This is a genomic window from Ciceribacter azotifigens (assembly GCF_048159625.1).
GTDB lineage: Bacteria > Pseudomonadota > Alphaproteobacteria > Rhizobiales > Rhizobiaceae > Allorhizobium > Allorhizobium azotifigens.
Map to the genome: position 1 here is coordinate 269,471 of NZ_JBLQTA010000003.1, position 20,093 is coordinate 289,563.

A 20,093-nucleotide genomic window follows, 5' to 3' on the forward strand; every position below is an offset into this window, starting at 1 on the left:
GCTCGCCGCCTTACACCGTCTCCCAGCCGTCCTTTTCGCTCGCACGATAGATCGCGTCGATGAAGCGCTGGTTGGCGCGCGAGTTCTCCAGAGTCACGATCTCCTCCGGTTCGCCGGCAGCGGCACGGGCGAAAGCCTCCGCCTCGCAACGGTACTGACGACTGTCCTGGAAACGGAAGACCTGCGAGAGATTATGCGACTGGTTCGTCAACTCAACCTCTTCCGGACCCCAGCGGTCAGCATTGAAGGGCGAGCGCACCTCGATGAAGCCGTCGGTGCCGTGAAAGACCATAATCTGGCGGTTCGCCATCTGCGTCGAGACGTAGAAGCTCAGTTCGAAGCCGTCGAACTCTGCCTTCACGCTCGAATAGATATCGGTGCCGAAGACCGGGTCGCGCTCGGTAACCGCCTGGACGCGCAAGGGCTCCTTGCCGGTCGCGAAGCGGGTGGTGATCGTCGGATAGACGCCGATGTCCGGAAGCCCGCCGCCGCCGAGCTCGGGCATGTTGCGCATGTTCGCCGGATCACGATTGAAGTAGGTAAACGCACCCTGCACGTGGCGCAACCGGCCGATCGCCCCTTCCGAAAGCAGCGCCCTCACCTTCCGCCAGACCGGTGCATAGGTCACCATGAAGGCCTCGGATACAATCACGTTGTTGCGGTCGCGGGCGGCGATCACCTGATCGATTTCCTCGGCCTTCAACGCGATCGGCTTCTCGCACAGCACGTGCTTCCCGGCAGTGGCAGCCTTTATCGCCCACTCGACGTGCTGCGACGTCGGCAGCGGAATATAGACCGCATCGATCAGGTCGGAGGCGAGCATCTCGTCGTAGGATCCGAAGGCATGGGGCACGGAAAAGCGATCGGCCAAGGCCCGCGCCTTCACGAGGTCACGGCTCGCGATCGCGGAAACAACGCAGTTCTCGGCGTCCTGGATCGCAGGAATCACCAGTTCCCGGGCAATCTTTGCGGTCGATAGAATTCCAAAACGCAGCATTGGGGACCCTCCTGTAACGATGCTGCGGCAACCTATCGATTGCCGCCGAACGAGGCAATGGCGCCCGGACGGTTGTCCTCCCATCAAAGAAATTCGATGGTCGATCACAGCCACCATTGCTAACCTTCCTCCTCCGACCGGGGCGCAAGAGGCCCCTCCCCCACGAAGCCACGGAGTTTTTCCATGCAGAAGCGTCCACTCGGCCGCACCGGCCTTTCCATCGCCCCCGTCGTCTTCGGTGGCAATGTTTTCGGGTGGACTGCGGACGAGAAGACGTCGTTCGCGCTGCTCGATGCCTTTTTCGACGCCGGCTACAACGCCATCGATACGGCGGACGTCTACTCGGCCTGGGTTGACGGCCATGTCGGCGGCGAGAGTGAGACGATCATCGGCAAATGGCTGAAGCGCGGGCACGTACCGCGTGATCGCGCCGTGATCGTCACGAAGGTCGGTTTCGACAACAACGGCAGAAAGACGGGCCTCAGCGCCAAGTGGATCGCCGAGGCGGTCGAGGCTTCGCTCAAGCGTCTTGGCACCGACTACATCGACCTCTATCTGGCCCACAAGCCGGACGACGAAGTGCCGCATGAGGAGACGCTCGAAGCCTTTGGCAGGCTGAAGCAGGAAGGCAAGATCCGGGCAATCGGCTGCTCCAATTATGATGCGGCGCAGCTTCAGGCCTCCTTCGACGCCGCAGCCGAAGCCGGCCTGCCGCGCTACGATGTCGTGCAGCCCGAATATAATCTCTATACGCGCGACAAGTTCGAGGGACCGCTTCGCGATCTCTGCATGAAGCAGGAGATCGGCGTGATCAGCTATTATGCGCTGGCTGCGGGTTTCCTGTCCGGCAAGTATCGCGAGGCGAAGGACACCGAGGGGGCCGCGCGCGGCTATCGCGTCGGTGATTATCTCAATGACAAGGGGCGCCGCATCCTTGCCGCGCTTGACAAGGTCGCGGCGGAGACCGGCACGACACCGGCAACCGTCGCCATAGCCTGGGTCGCCGCCCGCCCAGGCCTGACCGCTCCCATCGCGAGTGCCACCAGCCTCAACCAGCTCGACAGCATGATTGCAGCCGGCAAGCTCGAACTCTCCGCCGCGCAGATGGCACTGCTCAACGAAGCGGGGGCATAAGCCATCCATGACAACCGAAATCCGTGACGCACAGCCCACAGACGAAGCCGCCTGGCACAGGCTCTGGGTCGGTTACCTCACATTCTACAAGGTCGATCTTCCCGAGGCGGTTACCGGCCACACCTGGGCGCGCATCCTCGACCCGTCGTCCCGCGTCGCCATGCGGGTGGCGCTGGTCGATCGCGAGATGGCGGGCTTCGCCATCCACCACTTCCACGATTCCACCTGGGCGCTGACGCCCGACTGCTATCTCGAGGATCTTTATGTCGACGAGAAATTCCGCGGCCAGGGCGTCGGACGGGCGCTGATCGATGACCTGATCACGCTCGCCAGGACCAAGGGCTGGTCGCGCCTTTACTGGCACACCGACCGTGACAATGTGCGTGCCCGGAAGCTCTACGACACCTATGCACAAGAATGCGGGCATGTGCGCTATCGGATCGCGCTCACATAATCAGGCGCCATAGCGGAAGAAGTCGATGAAAGCCCTCAGCGCCGGCCGCATCTGCCGGCGCGAGGGATAGTAGATGTAGAAGCCGTCGAAAGGCGGACACCAGTCTTTGAGGACGCGCACCAGGCGACCCTGCGTCAATTCCTCGGCAATCCGCTGATCGAAGAGATAGGCGATCCCGGCTCCGCCGAGACACGCCTGCAGCATCCGCCGGTCGTCCGAGAGGATCACCGAGCCCTCGACGTCAACGATCAGTGATCGCCCCTCCTTCTCGAACTCCCAGCGGTAGATCGCGCCGCTCGAGAAGCGACGCCGGATACAGGCGTGGCGCAGCAGGTCGCGCGGATGCGTCGGCATCGGATGGGCGCGGAAATAATCCGGCGTGGCGACGACCGCGCAGGAGAACGGTCCGCTCGCCTTCACCGCGATCATGTCCTGCTCCAGGCTTTCGCCGAGTCTCAGACAGGCGTCGTAACCCTTCGCGACCAGATCCTCGTATCGGTCCTCGGTGATAAGCTCGAAGATGTCCGGACGATGAGATGCCGGCTTACGCGACCCTGCGGCGGTAGGCGGAGGGCGTTGTACCGGTTACCGCCTTGAACATCCGCGTCATGTGGCTCTGGCTGCTGAAGCCGCAGGCGGACGCGATCTCGGCGATGGGATCGCCGTCCGCCAGCATCCTTCTGGCTCGGTCGATGCGCCGGTTGAGGATGAAACCGTAGGGCGAGACCCCGCAGCTTAGCCGGAACATGCGCTGTAGGTGGAATTCACTCAACCCGGCGACACCTGCCAGTTCCTGGAGGATGATCACATGTTCGAGGCGGGCCTCGATGTAGTCTATCAGCCGCCGCCGGATCGCAGGAGAAAGGCCGCCGCGCAGGGGAACCGGTCGCGCTCCACCGTAACGCGGGTCAGAAAACAGGCAGGCGATCGCCACAGTGATCGCCTCCTCCGCCCCCAGGGTATCCCCGGTCTGCGTCGCGACAGCCAGACGCTGCAGACCTTCGGCAAGCCGGGGCGCATCGTCGAACGTCGCCTCGGGAACGGTCATCAGCCGCGCATCGCGGTCGAGCGTCTCGGAAAATTGCCGCCGCAATTCGTCGTCCGTGACGTAGAGATGGACGAATTCGAAGGTGTCGTTGATTTCCCAGTCCGAAGACGCGCCCTGCGGCATCAGGCAGAGCGCGCCCGGCCAGCCGTGGGCACGCCCGGCATCGAGCCGCCATGTGCTTTCGCCGCCACGGAGGTAGAGACTGAAGGTGTGGCCGTCCGGCCGCTCGTAGTGCATCCGGTCGAAGCTGTTGCGCCAGACCGCCGTCGCCTTTCCGGTACCAAGGTCCAGCCCCGCCAGTCGCTGCGCGCGCGGTGAAGAAGAGAGCAAACTGTAAACGGACGGACGCTGCTGCATGGAAAGCCTGTTGTGGTAGCGAACCCTTTTACCGCAAATTCGACGAACGGCCATCCGGAAGTGATGGCCGCCCGGCTCCCTGACGCAATTCACCGCAAGATCGTGCAAGCGCGGACACCGGAATGACCCTAGGTATGCCCCTACATTCAGGGAACCACCATGACCAACTATCTGCTCTTTTCCTCGACCGTTCTGATCTGGGGCACGACCTGGATCGCCATTGCCCGCCAGATCGGGCCCGTTCCGGTTCTGGTATCCGTCTTCTACCGGTTCGGCGCCGCCGCGCTGATCCTCGTCGGCACCTTGATCTTGACCCGCCGGATGAAAGTTCCGCCGCTGCGACAGCAGCCGTTCATCCTCGCCCAGGCGCTCTGCCTGTTCTGCTGCAACTTTCTCTGCTTCTATTACGCTGCCGCCTATGTTCCGTCCGGCCTGATATCGGTCGTCTTTTCGCTTGCGACCATTTTCAACGCCGTCAATGCGCGGATCTTTTTCGGCGACCGGATCAGTCTACGCACGCTTCTCGCGGCAATGCTTGGTGCCACCGGTCTCGTGCTGCTCTTCGGGCCGGACATGTTCGTCGCCTTCAATCCGGAGAGTTGGAAGGGCATAGGGCTCTCGGCACTCGGCACGATGTTCTTTTCGCTCGGCAACATGGCGTCGCGCCGCAATAGCGCGGCGGGCATCAGTCCGGTGACGGCCAATGCCTGGGGCATGAGTTATGGCGCCCTCACGCTCCTCGGTCTCGTCCTTCTTACCGCCACGCCGATGGTCGCACCGCCGGATATCACCTATCTCGGCGCGCTGCTCTATCTCTCGGTCGTCGGTTCGGTCATCGGCTTCACGACCTATCTGATGCTGGTCTCACGGATCGGCTCGCAGAAGGCCGCTTATGCAACCGTTCTCTTCCCGGTCGTCGCGCTCACGCTGTCGAGTATCTACGAGGATTATCACTGGACCGCGATCGGCGTCGCCGGCCTTCTTCTGACCCTTGCCGGCAACGTCGTGATGTTCGCCCGTCTACCGGGGTGGGCGAAGACCGGCGGCACTGAGCCGAGCAGAGCCTGAACGGAGAAGGGGCGGCAACGTCGCCCCTTCTCACCTCGATTGCCGCTCAGGCGCGAAGTATGCCGCCGGTCGACTTTTCGACGTTGGCGACGATCTTCTTGGTCAGTGCGTCGAAATCCTCGTCGGTTAGAGTCTTCTCGACTGGCTGGATCAGCACCTCGATTGCGACCGACTTGCGGTCTTCGCCAAGCGATGCGCCCTCGAACACGTCGAAGACATTCACGCCGGTGATCAGCCTGCGGTCGGCACTGCCGGCCGCCTTGACGATTGCTCCGGCTTCCACCGTCTTGTCGACAACGAAGGCGAAGTCGCGCTTTACCATCTGGAAAGGCGAAAGCTCCAGTGCCGGCTTGGTGCGGGTCGCCTTCTTCTTCGGTTCCGGGATCGCGTCGACGCAGATCTCGAAGCCGGCGAGGGCGCCGGTGACATCGAGGGCCTCCAGCGTCTTCGGATGGAATTCTCCGAAGTAACCGAGGATCACCTTCGGTCCCATCTTGATCGTGCCGGAGCGGCCCGGATGGTACCACGCGGGTGCACCGGGCTCGATCTGCACGTTCCCCATCGGCAGGCCGCAGGCTTCCAGCACGGCGAGCGCGTCGGCCTTCGCGTCATAGACATCCACCGGCTTACCGCCACCCTTGGCCGCGTTCGACCACATGCGGCCGGCACCGGAAAGCGAGGCCGTTCCGCGGCGGATGCCGGCGGCGACGCGGCGCTGTCCTTCCGGGGTATCGTTTTCGTACGTGCCCGAAACCTCGAAGATCGCGACGTCACCGAAGCCGCGGTCTGCGTTGCGCTGCGCGGCGCTCAGCAGGCCCGGCAATAGCGATGGCCGCATGTCCGACATATCGGCAGCAATCGGGTTTGCAAGCCGCAGTTCATGGCTCCCGCCGCCAAAGAGCTTCGCCTGCTCGTGCGAGATGAAGGACCAGGTGACGGCCTCCAGCATACCACGGGCGGCAAGGGCGCGCTTGGCCGTGCGGGTGCGGATTTGCAGCGGCGTCAGGATCCGACCATTGACGGCGCCGGCGCTTGGCAACGGCTCCGGCTTGATGTTGTCGACACCGTGGATCCGCATGATTTCTTCGACCAAGTCGGCCTTGCCGTCGATGTCCGGCCGCCAGGACGGCACCGAAACCTTGACCTGCTCGCCTTCCCCGACGACCTCGAAGCCGAGGCCGGTCAGGATCGCGCGGGATTCCTGGTTGGAGACGGTGAGGCCGGTGAGACGCTTCACTTCCGAGAACGGGAAGTCGACGATCTTGCGGACATGGCCCTTGTGGCCGGCGACCTTAGCAGCGGCCGCCGTACCCCCGCACATTTCGAGCACCAGTTCGGTGGTGCGTTCGAGGCCGGGGACCATGTATTCCGGATCGACACCGCGTTCGAAACGGTAGCGGGCATCGGTGATGATGCCGTTGCTGCGGCCGGTCTTGGCGATGTTGATCGGGTCCCAAAGCGCCGACTCGATCAGCACGTTGACCGTGTTTTCGTCACAGCCGGAATGCTCGCCGCCCATGATGCCGCCGATCGATTCCGGCCCGTTGTCGTCGGCGATGATGATGTTGGCCGGGTTCAGCTTATAGGTGCGGGTATCGAGCGCGAGGATTTCCTCGCCCTCGCGGGCACGGCGAACCACGAGGTCACCCTTGACCTTGTCGGCATCGAAGACGTGCATCGGCCGACCCTGGTCGAAGGTCATGTAGTTGGTGACGTCGACCAGTGCCGAAATCGGACGAAGACCAATGGCGAGAAGCCGCTGCTGCATCCATTTGGGGCTCGGGCCGTTCGTCACGCCACGAACCAGGCGGTAAGCGAAGCCGGGGCAAAGCCGCTCATCGTCGAGCACGATCTTGACCTCGACCGGGGTCTCACCTTCGACCTTAAAATTTGGCGCCGTCGGCAGTCTCAGCTTGCCGAGACCGGAGGCGGCGAGATCGCGGGCGATGCCGAAGATCGAGGTGCAGTCCGGACGGTTCGGCGTGAGATTGATCTCCACGACCGGATCGTCCAGGCCGGCGTAAGTCGCGAACGACGTACCGACGGGTGCATCCTCCGGCAGATCGATGATACCGTCATGGTTGTCGGAGATGTTCAACTCCTTCTCCGAGCACATCATGCCGTGACTTTCCACGCCGCGGATCTTGCCGACGGCGAGCGTCACGTCGATGCCGGGGACATAGGTGCCCGGACGGGCAAGCGCACCGACGAGGCCGGCGCGCGCATTCGGCGCACCACAGACGATCTGCACCGGCTTACCGTCGCCGGCGTCCACCATCAGCACCTTCAGCCGATCGGCTTCCGGATGTTTTTCGGCCGTCAACACCTTGGCAATAACGAACGGCTTGTAGGCCGCCTTGTCATCGACGTCCTCGACCTCGAGGCCGATCGCCGTCAGACGCTCGCAGATCTCGTCGAGCGTGGCGTCGGTTTCCAGGTGTTCCTTCAGCCAGGAGAGTGTGAATTTCATCGTTCTATCCTCCTCACGCGCTCAGGCCGCCGAACAGCGTCGGCACGTCGAGCGGGCGGAAACCGTAATGGCTCATCCAGCGAACGTCGGCATTGAAGAAGTCCCGGAGATCCGGCATGCCATACTTCAGCATGGCGATGCGGTCGAGACCCATGCCCCACGCAAAGCCCTGATATTCGTCGGGATCGAGCCCGCCGGAACGCAGAACGTTCGGATGCACCATGCCGCAGCCGAGAATCTCCATCCAGTCCTTGCCCTCGCCGAACTTGACGATCGGACCCGAGGAACGGTCGCATTGAATATCGACCTCGAATGAGGGCTCGGTGAAGGGGAAGAAGGACGGCCGGAAGCGCATCACGACGTTGTCCACCTCGAAGAAGGCTTTGCAGAACTCCTCGAGCACCCAACGCATGTTGGCGACGTTCGCGGTTTTGTCGATGACGAGGCCTTCCACCTGATGGAACATCGGCGAATGGGTGGCATCCGAGTCCTGGCGGTAGGTCTTGCCGGGAATGACGATGCGGATCGGCGGCTTCTGCGCCTCCATGGTGCGGACCTGCACCGGCGAGGTGTGGGTGCGCAGCACCTTGCGCTCGCCGTTGGCGTCCGGCTGCAGGAAGAAGGTATCATGCATCTCACGGGCCGGATGACCTTCAGGGAAGTTGAGCGCCGTGAAATTGTAGTAATCGGTCTCGATGTCCGGGCCTTCCGCGATCGAGAAACCCATATCGGCAAAGATGGCGGTAATCTCGTCGACGATCTGGCTGATCGGATGAATGCGACCGCGCTCGGCCGGCGAGGAGCGGACAGGCAACGAAACGTCCACCGTTTCGGCGGCGAGGCGGGCAGCGATCGCCGCATCGCGAAGTTCGGTCTTGCGCACGGTGATCTGTTCGGTCACCTCATTCTTCAGCGCATTGATTGCCGCGCCCCGGGTCTGGCGTTCCTCCGGCGTCATCGAGCCGAGCGTCTTCAGCAGCTCGGAAATCGAACCCTTCTTGCCGAGAGCTGCGACACGCAGCGCCTCGATTTCCGCCTCACCGTCAGCGGCGGCGATATCGGCCAGGAGGGCCGCTTTCAAACTGTCGAGATCGGACATGTCTCTTGTTCCTGCCTCTGATTGCCGACACCGTCTCGCGGTCGGCATGACACCGAGAAAGAAAAAACCCGCGCCAGCCCTGCCAGCGCGGGTTTCCCAATCGAATTTTTAGAAAGCTTGGGAAGCGCTGGTCTTAACGAACCGCGCTTTCAAACTCGTTGGCCGAGCCGTCTTCCTTGAGGTACTCGAGGGCCTTCTTCGAGGCAGCGACGAGCGCACCGAAAGCTTCAGGCTCGCGGATGGCGAGGTCGGAAAGGACCTTGCGGTCGACTTCGATGCCGGCCTTGTTGAGACCGTCGATGAAGCGGCCGTAGGTGAGGCCGAATTCGCGGACGGCGGCATTGATGCGCTGGATCCACAGAGCGCGGAAGTTGCGCTTGTTTACCTTGCGGTCGCGGTAAGCGTACTGCTTGGAACGGTCAACCGCGGCCTTTGCGGCGCGGATGGTGTTCTTGCGGCGGCCGTAGAAGCCCTTGGCTGCCTTCAAAACCTTTTTGTGCTTGGCGTGGGCGGTAACGCCGCGTTTTACGCGTGCCATGTCATGATCTCCTTAGTAATCCAGTAGAGCCGGGTCTCAGAGACCGTTCGGCAGGTAGTTCTTGACGACCTTCTTGCCGTCAGCGTCGGCGAGAACCATGGTTCCGCGCGCATCGCGAATGAACTTGTTGGACCGCTTGATCATGCCGTGGCGCTTGCCAGCAGCAGCTGCCAGCACCTTGCCGGTGCCGGTAACTTTGAACCGCTTCTTGGCAGCAGACTTCGTCTTCATCTTGGGCATTTTGCTACTCCATTGTTTTTGTATCGAAAGGAACAGACGAAGCTCCTTTCAAGCATTAGAAACGGCCACGGCATGCCCTGCCGGACCGTTCGGACGCGCGCTTATAACCGCACTCGGTCAAAAGCGCAACGGGTTCGGCCAGGGGAATCGGCCGAAAGACGTGAAAAGCCGCCGGCAGGCGGCGGCTTCGGTCGCAAAGTGCAGGCATTCACCTCACTTCGGCGCCAGCACCATCATCATCTGACGGCCTTCGAGCTTCGGCTCGGCTTCCACCTTGGCGATAGCCAGGGTATCTTCCTTCACCTGCTGCAGAAGCTTCATGCCGAGCTCCTGGTGAGCCATTTCGCGGCCGCGGAACTTCAGCGTCACCTTGACCTTGTCGCCTTCTTCGAAGAAGCGGCTCATCGCCTTCATCTTCACCTCATAGTCATGGGTGTCGATGTTCGGCCGCATCTTGATTTCCTTGACCTCGACAATCTTCTGCTTCTTGCGCGCTTCGGCCGCCTTCTTCTGGTTGGCGTATTTCAGCTTGCCGAGGTCCAGGATCTTGCATACCGGAGGTTCAGCATTCGGCGAGATCTCGACGAGATCGAGGCCGGCCTCTTCGGCCATTCGAAGGGCTTCGTCCGTCGGCACGATACCGAGGTTCTGACCTTCTTCATTGATAAGCTGAACTCTGGGGATCCTGATCTCCCGGTTTGAGCGCGGCCCTTCCTTTACGGGGGCGTCGGCTTTGAAAGGTCTGCGAATGGTCGTATTCTCCTCATTGGTTTCCGAATGCGGCACTGCCGGCCGGAGCGAAATCTCGTCTTTCCGTTGCGCTTGCAGCCACCGCGGCAAGGCTAATAACACGCTTCGGAAAGAAAATCACCTAGTGTGCTCGCAAGAACGAATCAGTTTTATGAATGCGTAGCGAGATTTGGAGTTCCTCATGACAGACATCAAGACCGAGCCCCGACTGCAGCATCTTGTCGTGGGTTCGGGCGAGGCTAGGCGCGAGATCGCGATGCTGGTCCGGCCTGCCTCCGACCGCGCAGCCGGACCGGCGCTGATGTGGCTCGGCGGCTATCGCTCCGATATGAGCGGAACCAAGGCGGAGGAACTCGACCGTCTTGCGGCCCGCACCGGACGTCAGGCGATCCGCTTCGACTATTCCGGTCATGGCGCCTCGGGAGGCGACTTCAAGCTCGGCACCATTTCACGCTGGCTGGAGGAGGCGCTTGCAGTCCTCGATGAGTTAGCGCCGGAAAGCGTCGTCCTCGTCGGTTCTTCCATGGGCGGCTGGATCGCGCTTCGCCTCGCGCAGGAGCTCAAGCGCCGGGGCGCAGGCGCAAGGCTCGAAGGCATGGTGCTCATCGCACCCGCACCCGACTTTACCACCGAACTGGTGGAGCCCAATCTCAGCGCAGACGAGCAACGGTCGCTGGAGGCGCGCGGCTATTTCGAAGAGCCGTCGCAGTACAGCCCCGAGCCGAACATCTTCACCCGGGCGCTGATCGAGGATGGGCGCAACAATCGGGTACTCACTGGCATTATCGAGACCGGTTGTCCGGTGCACATCCTGCAGGGGATGAAGGATCCCGACGTGCCTTACACCCACGCGCTGAAGCTCGTCGAATTCCTGCCCGCCGACGATGTCGTCCTGACGCTGATCCGCGATGGCGACCACCGGCTCTCTCGCCCTCAGGACATCGAGCGGATGAACGCTGCGATCCTCGGCGTTTCCGAAGGAATGTGATGCATTTTAACCATAGCTGCGAAATGCCCGTCTTCAGCAGTTGCTAATGATTGACTAACACGCCCGTCCAGCATTAACTCTTCGTTAACGATATAAAGGGACGGGTTCATGAGGAACGGTTCGCGCGCGCTCGCCGCGGTATTGGCGGCGACGGCATTTTTTGTGCCCATCAACAGCAGCCTCTCGGCGCCGGCAGCACCGAAGGCCATGGTTGTCGGAACGGTCACCTCACAGCCGATCGGTCACTACGAATTCTGCCGTACTCATCGCGACGAGTGCAACGTCCACGGCCGTGCGAATGCCCCGGCCCCCCGGATAACCGACCGGGGCTGGAGCGTTCTGCGAGACATAAATACTGCGGTGAATGCCTCGATCACCCCGATGACGGACTCCGACATCTACGGTCGCGAAGAAATGTGGACCTATCCCACCGACGTCGGCGATTGCGAAGATTTCGTTCTGTTGAAACGCAAGAAGCTGATCGAAGCTGGCTTTGATCCTTCCGACCTTCTCATCACCGTCGTGCGCAAGCCGGACGGCGAGGGTCACGCAGTCCTGACGGTGCGCGCGGCCCAGGGCGACTACGTCCTCGACAACCTGAACGACGAGGTCAAACTCTGGACTGCAACGCCCTATACCTACCTCAAGCGGCAGGCGAGCTTCGACAGCGGGCGGTGGGTGACGATCGAGAACGGCACGACCGATCTCATGGTCGGCGCGCTGAAATAGCCGATTCCGGACGATCGAAACCGGGGCGACGGCGGAAAGCACCACCAGCAGCAATGCACTGACCGCCGAGATCAGGAAGCCGCCTCCCACCCGAAATCGCGTGCGATCGCAGGAGCGAGAGCCGAGAACGAGTCGCGAAGCGCTTCATAGCCGACGGTCATGGAAACGCCCAGGCCGATGGTCAGGTGGGACGGCTTCATGGTGCACCGCCACGCAAACCGCGCCACGACAGGTTGGCACCAACGTGCCCGACAGCCGAATAGGACCGCATGCAAGCGGACGGCGCCTGTCTCGTGCCGTCCGACCGCCAGATTAGCCGTTGCCGATCAGAATACCTGCGGCAAGAACCAGCGAGCCACCGAGAACGACCTGCATGGCCGCGCGCAAGAACGGCGTCTCCATGTATTTATTCTGGATGAAGGCGATCGCCCACAATTCGATGAAGACGATCACCGACGCCGTTATCGTCGCCGTCCAGAAATGCGGAATGAGATAGGGCAGTGCATGACCGAGGCCGCCGAGTGCGGTCATGATACCGGACGCGAGACCACGTTTCACCGGCGAACCACGTCCGGAGAGCTTGCCGTCGTCGTGCGCGGCTTCGGTGAAACCCATCGAGATGCCGGCGCCGACGGATGCGGACAGACCGACGAGGAAGGTCTGCCAGGTATCACCCGTGGCGAACGCCGCGGCGAAAATCGGTGCAAGCGTGGAGACCGAGCCGTCCATCAGACCCGCCAGCCCTGGCTGAACATAGGTCAGGATGAACTGCCGCCGAGCCGTTTGAGCCTCTTCGTGCGCGACGTCGGCGGGCACATGCTTTTCGCCCAGCATCCGGGCAGTTTCCTCGTGCCCCTGCTCGGCCAGCGCCAAATCGCCGAGGAGCCGTCGCGTTTCAGCATCGCTCGTCCGTTTTGCAGCCTCGGTGTAGAAGCGATAAGCCGACTGCTCCATCGCCTCCGCCTCGTCGCGGATCTGCTCGAGCGTCTGGTTCGCCCGCAGCCAATCCGGTTTGCGGCTGTAGAAGTCGCTGACATATTCACGCCGGATGAGAGGAATGCGCTCGCCGAACCGCTGACGATGCATCTCGATCAGCATGTTGCGGTGGGAATGCTCGACCTCCGCCATGTCTTCGAACACCTTGGCAGACTGCGGGTATTGGGCGCGCAACTGATCGGCGTAGGCAAGGTAAATCCGCGCGTCGTCCTCCTCCGAGGAGATCGCCAGCGCCAATATCTCCTGCTCGCTCAGGCTCGCGAAGGAACGTTTCGAAGAAGATGGGAAAAACCGACCGAGCATAAATAACTCCATTTAGAATAGTTCTAATTTATTCATTCCAGCGGCCGGGTCAAGGGGCGACACTCATCGCCCGACGGGCACATCGCCGCATTGCAGCGGAAGTTTCGCACTCTAGAAAGACCGAGTACGTATGTGCTCGTGTGCGTCTCGTAAGGTGCCTTAAAATTGGCAGATATCAACCCAACTGAAGAGAAACCAATCGGGGGGGACGTCGTCAAATGTCTGTCGATTTGACCGCGCGCGCAGCCCATGTCGCCGGTATACGCGAACGCGCCCAGGCCGAGATGGAGCGTCTCGGCGTGGATGCCGCGTTCATCGACCTTCTGGTCGAAACCTTCTATGGTCGCATCCGTGCCCACGAACACCTTGGACCCGTTTTCGAACAACGGCTTGCCGGACGCTGGCCTGACCACCTGACGAAGATGAAGAGTTTCTGGTCGTCGGTCGCATTCAAAACGGGCACCTATGGCGGCAAGCCTGTCCAGGCTCACCTCGGCGTCGAAGGAGTCCATGAGGGCCTGTTCGCCGAGTGGCTGGTACTCTTCCGCACGACGCTCGACGACATCGCGCCGAGCGAAGAAGCGGCGCAATGGTTCATGGCGACCGCGGAACGCATCGCCCGAAGCCTCGTGCTGGCGATGTTCTACAATCCTGCGCTGGATGATCCGGCGAATAGACCGCTCGCCCCGAGGCAGTAGGAATCGTCGAGACAATTTCGTGCCCTTCGGAGGGTGCTTGCGAAATTTTCGAAAAGGAAGAGTCGACTTACCGACTGAAATTTGCGCGAACGGTCTTGCATGCAACGTGATGAGGTGATTTATCCCGCGCCGGGAGAGAGGAAGATTTTACCCTATAACGACTATAAGGCTTCCCATCATGAACCGTCGCAAGTTCTTCAAGCAGGCCGGCGCCGCCGGACTGGGCGCTGCTGCAACAGCAGCACTTGCCGCACCCGCAATCGCCCAGCAGAACCCGAAACTCACCTGGCGTCTCGCCTCGTCTTTCCCCAAGAGCCTCGACATCATCTTCGGTGCCGCGGAAGACATCGCGAAGAGCGTCGCGGAAGCAACCGACGGCAACTTCACCATTCAGAGTTTCGCCGCCGGCGAGATCGTGCCACCGCTGCAGACGGCCGACGCCGTCGCAGCCGGCACGGTCGAGATGGCACATACGTGCTGTTACTATTACATTGGCAAGGATCCGGCTTTCGCCCTCGGCACAGCGATCCCCTTCGGTCTTAACGCCCGTATGACCAATGCATGGTTCACCGCGGGCGGTGGCAACGACCTCCTCAACGCCTTCCTCGCGGGCTATAACCTCTATGCATTGCCGGCCGGCAATACGGGCGCGCAGATGGGCGGCTGGTACCGAAAGGAAATCAAAGGCATCGAGGACCTGAAGGGCCTCAAGATGCGCATCGCCGGTCTCGCCGGCGAGGTCATGAGCAAGGTTGGCGTCACACCTCAACAGATCGCCGGATCGGACGTCTACCCAGCACTCGAGAAGGGTACGATCGATGCGACCGAGTTCGTCGGGCCTTATGACGACCTCAAGCTCGGCTTCTACAAGGTTGCCAGATACTACTATTATCCGGCATGGTGGGAAGGCGGACCGGCGGTCCATGCCTTCTTCAACCGGGAGAAGTTCAACGAACTGCCGAAGAACTATCAGCGCATTCTTGCCGACGCCTGCGCAAGCGCCAACGCAAACATGCTTGCACGTTACGACGCATCGAATGCCGCGGCCCTGCGCAAGCTCGTTGCCGAGGGCGCCCAGTTGCGCGCCTTCAGCTCCGACATCCTCGACGTCTGCCACAAGGCAGCCAAGGAAACCTATGCCGAGCTCAGCGCCAAGAACGAAAACTTCAAGACGCTTTACGACAGCCAGCAGGCCTTCAAACAAGACGCCTATCTTTGGGCGCAGATCGCCGAGTACGGCTTCGATACCTATATGATGCTTCAACAACGCGCCGGTACGTTGTAAAGCAGCACACGTCAGCACCGGCCAATTCACGTCGGTCTGAGAAGGCTCCGGACGACCTGTCCGGGGCCTTTGTCGTAATATCGAGCCCAAGTGGTGCAGGTGCCGAGATGCTGGATTTCCTTCGAGGTCTGCCGGCAGATTCAGCCAAGGCGGAGCCCACGACCGGCTGGGGGGTGGGGGTTGGACGTGGGCTCCTGACCACCTCAGGGGTGGCTGGAGCGAACCATATCAGTTGCGCGCGCAGCGTTTAGCCCTTCGCCGCGAATACACCGCTATTTCGACGGAGCTCATTAAAGGCACTATAACGATCCGGCCCGACCTGTACCGATACGAAACAGGCGCACTGCGCGGAATGACGCTGGCTATGTCGCGAAAGCCGACCGGATCGGGACGAAGGTCGATACCGCCATCACGAAAATTCCGCAGGCTGTCGGTGGTGACGCGGGACCAGATCGAAGACCAGAAGCCCCGCGCGCTCAACGAATCGCTGGGATATACGGCCGGCGCCGATCCGGAATACGTTCGGTTTCCACGCCCGCTACGACACCTTGCGCCTTCGCGGTTTCCGCCGGGCGTTCTCAGCCGTCCAGGCCCTTCAGCACGTTTGCGACGTTGTGCCCGATCTGCGGAACGCCGTATCCTCCTTCCATGACCGCCAAGACCGGCAGGCCGGCGGCGGCGATCATCTCACCCATGCGAAGATAGTCGTCGCTCTTCAGTTTGAAGAAACTGATCGGATCCTCCTCAAAGGTATCGACGCCAAGTGAAAGGACGATCGCCTCGGCACCGCAAGAGCGTATGCGCGTTAAGGAATCCGCGAGAGCGGACGACCAGACATCCCACGCCGTGCCGGAGGGCATCGGATAGTTCGCGTTCAGTCCTTCACCGGGACCCTCGCCTGCCTCGTCGGCATATCCCATGAAGAACGGGAAAGCATCCTGCGGCTCCCCGTGGAGCGATGCGAAGAAGATGTCGTCACGTCGGTAGGTTATGTCCTGGGTACCGTTGCCATGGTGAAAGTCGACGTCGAGGACCGCGACCCTTCCTGCTCCCCGATCAAGCAGCCGTTGCGCGGCAATGGCGGCATTGTTGATGAAGCAGTAGCCGCCGAAAAGATCGATGCCGGCATGATGACCCGGTGGGCGGCAGAGCGAAAAGGCGAACCGATTGCCTTCTGCAAGCCAGTCAGCGCCGGAAATCGCTACATCCATCGAAGCGATCGCTGCCTCGTAAGTGCCGCCGGAAATCGCCGTCTCGGCCGAATTGGCGTAATAGCCGACAGCACCGTCTATGTTCTTCGGCACCCGACCGGTCTGGCTGCGGCGGCAGGGAAAGGAGGTCGCTATTGCCTCACCCTCGAAACCCTGAGCCTGCCACCGTTCCCAGCAAGTACTGAGAAACTCGACATAACCGGCATCGTGGACTTTGAGCGCTGTTTCGAGTCCGTGCCCTTCAGGTGCGGAAACGTCGGAAAATCCGGCCTCTTTCACCGCTGCCAAGATCCATTCGGCGCGGAACGGTCCCTCGAAAGGCTTGACCAGCAGACCGCCGTGCAGCTCCGTCTTGGCATCTCGAAGCTTGTGCTTCTCCGAATAGAAAACCCGCATTCCCGCCGCCCCTCCGTCGATGTGGGACGCACGCTACCCTTGCGGCCGAGGAGTTGGCAAGGGACGGAAGGGGTCGAGGCGCTTCAGCCTCACCGGAACAGGACCGCGCTCGAGAGAACCTCGAAGCGGTCCAGACCCGATCATGAAATCCCCGGCAACCTCCTCACTCGACGAGGTTGATTTCCTCGGTCTCGCCGCCCGTGCAGACATAGCAGCAGTCACTGCAGGTCTCGGTGTTATCCGGTCCGGTTCCCCAGTAGGTGCCGCGGTCACCGGAAACCCAAGCGCCGTAGCAGATCGATTCTCCCTCGTTGCAGGAAAGCGGAATCTGCTTCGTCTCGCCGTCGTCGAGATAGAAAACCTGATTATTCCCCGGCCAGACGTAATCGCGGTCCTGGCTGTAGAGTTCGACTTCCACCGCGTTCGGATGTTCGTTACGCATAACGAATGTGACATCCGCGGCGAGCGCGGGCAGAGCCGCAGCGACAGCCGCACACGTCATCAGAAGAAGACCCGCAGGCCTGCGTATTGCCGAAACGAAAAGCGTCATGAGAGATCCCCCGATTCCAGAATGTTAATGCCAGCGAACCGCTAGCATGACGAGTCAACCTAAAGGGAGGGGCGAGGCGACCCGGAGTGCGCCCTTTTTTGGCACAACCTGTGATTCTGGCGCAGCCTTAAGGCGAAAGCAGTGTCGACCGATCAGGCGTCTGCGGCTGGCGCGAGACGTTTGTAGAAGACCGTGGTCGCGCAATAGCGGCCATCCGGGAACAGGGCGTAGTCCGGGATAACACCGGACCGTACCCAGCCGAAACGCTCGTAGATTGCCTCGGCCGGTTCCCCGGTCGCTGTGTCGAGGACGAGCAGCCAGCGCCCACGTGCCATTGCTTCGCGCTCGGCGGCCACCACAAGCTGTCGCGACAAACCGCGACCGCGGGCGACACGATGCACGAGGAGCTTCATCAGGTCTGCCCGGTGAGGCTGGTTCGGCTTCAGCGCAAAGCCGATCTGTACCGTCCCGACGACACGACGCGTCTCGTCCTCGGCAACGAGAAGCAGCGCTTCGTTTCGGCCCACGGCGGCGGCAACTCCCTGCCAGTAGGCCGCTGCGTCGGCAGGCGCCAGGGGCGACATGAAGCCGATCGAAGCGCCGCCGTCGACGCAGTCGCAGAGCACGTCGCAAAGGTCGGGCAGGCACGTGAGCGCTTCTTCTTTGTTCAGCAGGCGAATGAGGGCGGGCATGGAAAGCTCCGGGAAAGGTTTGCGTCAACGTGAACCGAGGTCGATGACCACGGCATAGCGGGAGGGTTTGTCGGTCGGATTTCGAAAGGCATGCACCTCACCGACATTCATGTAGAGGCAGTCACCGGCCGTCAGGCGGTAGATCCGCTCTCCGACCGTTAATTCCATCTCCCCTTCGAACAGCCAGACGTGCTGCCATTGGTTACGGCTTGCCGGCGGGCTGCCGAAACGGACTTCCGCCGCGGGTGGAAACTCGACCTCGACGACGTCGACGCGCGAGCCCGTTCCAGGCGGGCTTACTGCGCGGCGAAGATAGCCGCTTTCCGGATCGCGCCACACCGGCTGGTCGGCACGGCGCGCCAAAGGCTCTGACGCGTCGCCGGCGATATCGAAGAAAACCGACAGCGAAAGGCCGAGCGAGGAACAAAGCCTCGCCAGCAACACGGCCGTCGGGCTCGTCTCCGCGCGCTCGATACGCGAGATCATCGCCCGGCTGACGCCGGAGACTTCGGCGAGCTGGTCGAGCGTTAACCCACGCTCACTACGCAGCGCTTTAACGCGCTCCCCAATTGACCGAGCGAGTTCATCTTCTCTCTGTTCCATTATATGAGAATTACAGCGTCACATATTGGAGTCAAGAGGGGAACAAGGCGCTTCAGGTGTCGAGCGCAATCGCCAGCTTGGCCAGCAGGCGTCCGAGGTCTTCCGTCTCTCGCTCATCCAGGCACCTCAACAGGTCTGCCTCGACCGCCATGTCGGCGCGAAAGGCTGCCTCCGCCCGTTCGTGGCCAAGAGCCGTCAATTGCACAGGGAGGCTGCGCCCGTCGCCCTCGCTTGGTGGACGTTCGACAAGGCCGGCCTTCTCAAGACGTGCAAGCCGGGGAGTCAAGCCGCCTGAGGTGATCATCAGTTGCTGGAAAAGCTCTGTCGGACGCAGACGATAGGGGGGGCCCGACCGCAACAGCGTCGCGAGCACGTCGAACTCACCAGTATCGAGCCCGTGCTCGGCAAACACCGCCTCGATAGGTGGACGAACCTTCAGCGTTATCCACCGCGCTCGACCGAGAATGGCCATGCCGACCGTGTCCACGTCCGGGAGCTCCTTTGACCACTGGCGCCTGCGCGCACCAACGTGATCATCCTGCACATCCCGCTTCGAAGCAATTTGTCTTGCCATAAAGATACTTCCGTATTATCTTTCTAGAAAGATAACGCGGTGCGTGGCTCTTCTCAAGAGAAAGATGCACCACCAAGGCAGGTCGGACCTGGAATCGAGAGAGGAGAACGACTGATGAAAGAGGAAATGACTGCCCTTTGGGCGGGGCGAGGCCTGTCGCTCGTCTTCGTCCTGTTCATGCTCGGGGCTTCCGTCGCACCCAAGCTTCTCGGCATGCCGGTTGCGGAAGAAACGCTGGCCGCCCTCGGCTGGCCGCCCGGTTACGCGAAGATGATCGGCGTCATCGAGCTGACCTGCGTGGTGCTCTACCTGTTTCCGCGTACAAGCCTGCTCGGCGCCGTGTTGATGACCGGTCTCCTCGGAGGTGCGATCGCGACACAGTTGCGCGCCCAAAGCCCGCTCTTCAGCCACGTGCTCTTCAGCTTCTACATCGCCGCCTTCATGTGGGGCGGACTGTGGCTGCGCATGCCAGCCATACGGATGGCCTTGCCCTTCCTGCGCTGACCGCGTCAGCCCCCTACCTGACGGATCCAGTCCGGAAGGTTGTAGTAGTTGGATATCCGCGCGACCTTGCCGTCCCGCAATTCGAAGAAGGCTCCGGCCGGAAGAACGTATTTCTGGCCGTTCGCTTCCGGCAACCCCTCGTCGGTCGCCAGGTACTCGCCATGGACGACAAATTCGGCGGCACCTCGCCGGCCATCCTCACTGGTCATGACCACCATGTCGGTGAGCTCTTCCCTGTAGCAGCGGTTCATGTGTCCCATGAAGCTGGAGAAAGCCGCCTTGCCGATCTGACGCTCCCCTTGGTTGATGTCGTGAATGACGTCGTCGGTCAGCAGCGCCAGGAAGGCTTCCATGTCGCCGGCGTTGAAGGCTTCATAATAGGCGCGGATCGTATCGGCAGCGGTCATGA

Annotated in this window: 23 protein-coding genes and 1 pseudogene; 8 read left to right on the forward strand and 16 right to left on the reverse strand. The window is 61.6% G+C overall.

Features of this window, described 5'->3' with window-relative positions; all coding sequences use genetic code 11:
• Nucleotides 1-10: 10 nt before the first annotated feature.
• Nucleotides 11-997: a Gfo/Idh/MocA family protein gene (locus tag ACM6UT_RS06440; protein WP_416796522.1), complete on the reverse strand. Its 987-nt coding sequence runs from the start codon at nt 995-997 to the stop codon at nt 11-13.
• Between the two features lie 183 nt (nt 998-1,180).
• Between ACM6UT_RS06440 and ACM6UT_RS06445 the strand changes: the two genes are divergently transcribed.
• The gene (locus ACM6UT_RS06445) at nt 1,181-2,131 is read left to right on the forward strand and encodes an aldo/keto reductase (RefSeq protein ID WP_416796523.1); all 951 of its coding nucleotides are present in this window, start codon (nt 1,181-1,183) and stop codon (nt 2,129-2,131) included.
• A 7-nt stretch (nt 2,132-2,138) separates the two neighbouring features.
• Complete coding sequence (locus ACM6UT_RS06450; protein ID WP_416796524.1) at nt 2,139-2,585, forward strand: GNAT family N-acetyltransferase; 447 nt, start codon at nt 2,139-2,141, stop codon at nt 2,583-2,585.
• Here ACM6UT_RS06450 and ACM6UT_RS06455 read toward each other — a convergent pair.
• A pseudogene (locus ACM6UT_RS06455) lies at nt 2,586-3,113 on the reverse strand (LysR substrate-binding domain-containing protein); the annotation flags it as partial.
• A gap of 16 nt (nt 3,114-3,129) precedes the next feature.
• Nucleotides 3,130-3,870 (reverse strand): helix-turn-helix domain-containing protein, encoded by a 741-nt coding sequence (locus ACM6UT_RS06460; RefSeq protein WP_416796690.1) that lies wholly within the window; start codon nt 3,868-3,870, stop codon nt 3,130-3,132.
• 279 nt (nt 3,871-4,149) lie between these two features.
• Here ACM6UT_RS06460 and ACM6UT_RS06465 point away from each other — a divergent pair, with 279 nt between their 5' ends.
• Complete coding sequence (locus tag ACM6UT_RS06465) at nt 4,150-5,058, forward strand: DMT family transporter (RefSeq protein ID WP_416796525.1); 909 nt, start codon at nt 4,150-4,152, stop codon at nt 5,056-5,058.
• A 46-nt stretch (nt 5,059-5,104) separates the two neighbouring features.
• On the opposite strand, the gene pheT is transcribed toward ACM6UT_RS06465, so the two are convergent.
• The 5 genes from pheT to infC form a co-directional block, all read right to left on the reverse strand.
• Nucleotides 5,105-7,528, reverse strand: coding sequence for a phenylalanine--tRNA ligase subunit beta (gene pheT, locus ACM6UT_RS06470; RefSeq protein WP_416796526.1), 2,424 nt, complete (start codon nt 7,526-7,528; stop codon nt 5,105-5,107).
• Between the two features lie 13 nt (nt 7,529-7,541).
• Nucleotides 7,542-8,627, reverse strand: coding sequence for a phenylalanine--tRNA ligase subunit alpha (gene pheS / locus ACM6UT_RS06475; RefSeq protein WP_416796527.1), 1,086 nt, complete (start codon nt 8,625-8,627; stop codon nt 7,542-7,544).
• Nucleotides 8,628-8,760: 133 nt separating this feature from the next.
• Entirely contained in the window at nt 8,761-9,165 is a 405-nt protein-coding gene (gene rplT, locus ACM6UT_RS06480) for a 50S ribosomal protein L20 (protein ID WP_112685882.1), read from the reverse strand.
• Nucleotides 9,166-9,201: 36 nt separating this feature from the next.
• A complete protein-coding gene (gene rpmI, locus ACM6UT_RS06485; RefSeq protein ID WP_416796528.1) occupies nt 9,202-9,405 on the reverse strand; it encodes a 50S ribosomal protein L35 in 204 nt (67 codons plus the stop codon).
• 213 nt (nt 9,406-9,618) lie between these two features.
• The gene (gene infC / locus ACM6UT_RS06490; protein ID WP_129333739.1) at nt 9,619-10,155 is read right to left on the reverse strand and encodes a translation initiation factor IF-3; all 537 of its coding nucleotides are present in this window, start codon (nt 10,153-10,155) and stop codon (nt 9,619-9,621) included.
• 181 nt (nt 10,156-10,336) lie between these two features.
• On the opposite strand from infC, the gene ACM6UT_RS06495 reads away from it, so the two are divergent.
• Both ACM6UT_RS06495 and ACM6UT_RS06500 read left to right on the forward strand, forming a co-directional pair.
• The gene (locus ACM6UT_RS06495) at nt 10,337-11,143 is read left to right on the forward strand and encodes an alpha/beta hydrolase (RefSeq protein ID WP_416796529.1); all 807 of its coding nucleotides are present in this window, start codon (nt 10,337-10,339) and stop codon (nt 11,141-11,143) included.
• A 108-nt stretch (nt 11,144-11,251) separates the two neighbouring features.
• A complete protein-coding gene (locus ACM6UT_RS06500; protein ID WP_416796530.1) occupies nt 11,252-11,872 on the forward strand; it encodes a transglutaminase-like cysteine peptidase in 621 nt (206 codons plus the stop codon).
• Nucleotides 11,873-11,943: 71 nt separating this feature from the next.
• Here the strand turns inward: ACM6UT_RS06500 and ACM6UT_RS06505 are convergent, their stop codons facing one another.
• Nucleotides 11,944-12,072, reverse strand: a complete 129-nt coding sequence (locus ACM6UT_RS06505; protein ID WP_416796531.1) for a hypothetical protein — start codon at nt 12,070-12,072, stop codon at nt 11,944-11,946.
• Nucleotides 12,073-12,184: 112 nt separating this feature from the next.
• On the reverse strand, nt 12,185-13,171 hold the full coding sequence (mbfA, locus tag ACM6UT_RS06510) for an iron exporter MbfA (RefSeq protein WP_416796532.1): 987 nt from the start codon (nt 13,169-13,171) through the stop codon (nt 12,185-12,187).
• Between the two features lie 218 nt (nt 13,172-13,389).
• On the opposite strand from mbfA, the gene ACM6UT_RS06515 reads away from it, so the two are divergent.
• Together ACM6UT_RS06515 and ACM6UT_RS06520 are read left to right on the forward strand one after the other, a co-directional pair.
• A complete protein-coding gene (locus ACM6UT_RS06515; protein WP_416796533.1) occupies nt 13,390-13,869 on the forward strand; it encodes a group III truncated hemoglobin in 480 nt (159 codons plus the stop codon).
• A gap of 178 nt (nt 13,870-14,047) precedes the next feature.
• Nucleotides 14,048-15,154: a TRAP transporter substrate-binding protein gene (locus ACM6UT_RS06520; RefSeq protein WP_416796534.1), complete on the forward strand. Its 1,107-nt coding sequence runs from the start codon at nt 14,048-14,050 to the stop codon at nt 15,152-15,154.
• A 578-nt stretch (nt 15,155-15,732) separates the two neighbouring features.
• Here the strand turns inward: ACM6UT_RS06520 and ACM6UT_RS06525 are convergent.
• From ACM6UT_RS06525 to ACM6UT_RS06545, 5 genes are all read right to left on the reverse strand, one after another.
• Complete coding sequence (locus ACM6UT_RS06525) at nt 15,733-16,761, reverse strand: histone deacetylase family protein (RefSeq protein WP_416796535.1); 1,029 nt, start codon at nt 16,759-16,761, stop codon at nt 15,733-15,735.
• 163 nt (nt 16,762-16,924) lie between these two features.
• Nucleotides 16,925-17,311: a hypothetical protein gene (locus ACM6UT_RS06530; protein ID WP_416796536.1), complete on the reverse strand. Its 387-nt coding sequence runs from the start codon at nt 17,309-17,311 to the stop codon at nt 16,925-16,927.
• A 152-nt stretch (nt 17,312-17,463) separates the two neighbouring features.
• Nucleotides 17,464-18,003, reverse strand: a complete 540-nt coding sequence (locus ACM6UT_RS06535) for a GNAT family N-acetyltransferase (RefSeq protein ID WP_416796537.1) — start codon at nt 18,001-18,003, stop codon at nt 17,464-17,466.
• Between the two features lie 24 nt (nt 18,004-18,027).
• Nucleotides 18,028-18,606, reverse strand: a complete 579-nt coding sequence (locus ACM6UT_RS06540) for a helix-turn-helix domain-containing protein (RefSeq protein WP_416796538.1) — start codon at nt 18,604-18,606, stop codon at nt 18,028-18,030.
• Between the two features lie 52 nt (nt 18,607-18,658).
• Nucleotides 18,659-19,093 (reverse strand): MarR family winged helix-turn-helix transcriptional regulator, encoded by a 435-nt coding sequence (locus ACM6UT_RS06545; protein WP_416796539.1) that lies wholly within the window; start codon nt 19,091-19,093, stop codon nt 18,659-18,661.
• Nucleotides 19,094-19,294: 201 nt separating this feature from the next.
• Here ACM6UT_RS06545 and ACM6UT_RS06550 point away from each other — a divergent pair, with 201 nt between their 5' ends.
• Nucleotides 19,295-19,684, forward strand: coding sequence for a DoxX family protein (locus ACM6UT_RS06550; RefSeq protein ID WP_416796540.1), 390 nt, complete (start codon nt 19,295-19,297; stop codon nt 19,682-19,684).
• A gap of 5 nt (nt 19,685-19,689) precedes the next feature.
• Here the strand turns inward: ACM6UT_RS06550 and ACM6UT_RS06555 are convergent, their stop codons facing one another.
• Complete coding sequence (locus ACM6UT_RS06555) at nt 19,690-20,091, reverse strand: nuclear transport factor 2 family protein (protein ID WP_416796541.1); 402 nt, start codon at nt 20,089-20,091, stop codon at nt 19,690-19,692.
• Nucleotides 20,092-20,093 lie beyond the last annotated feature (2 nt).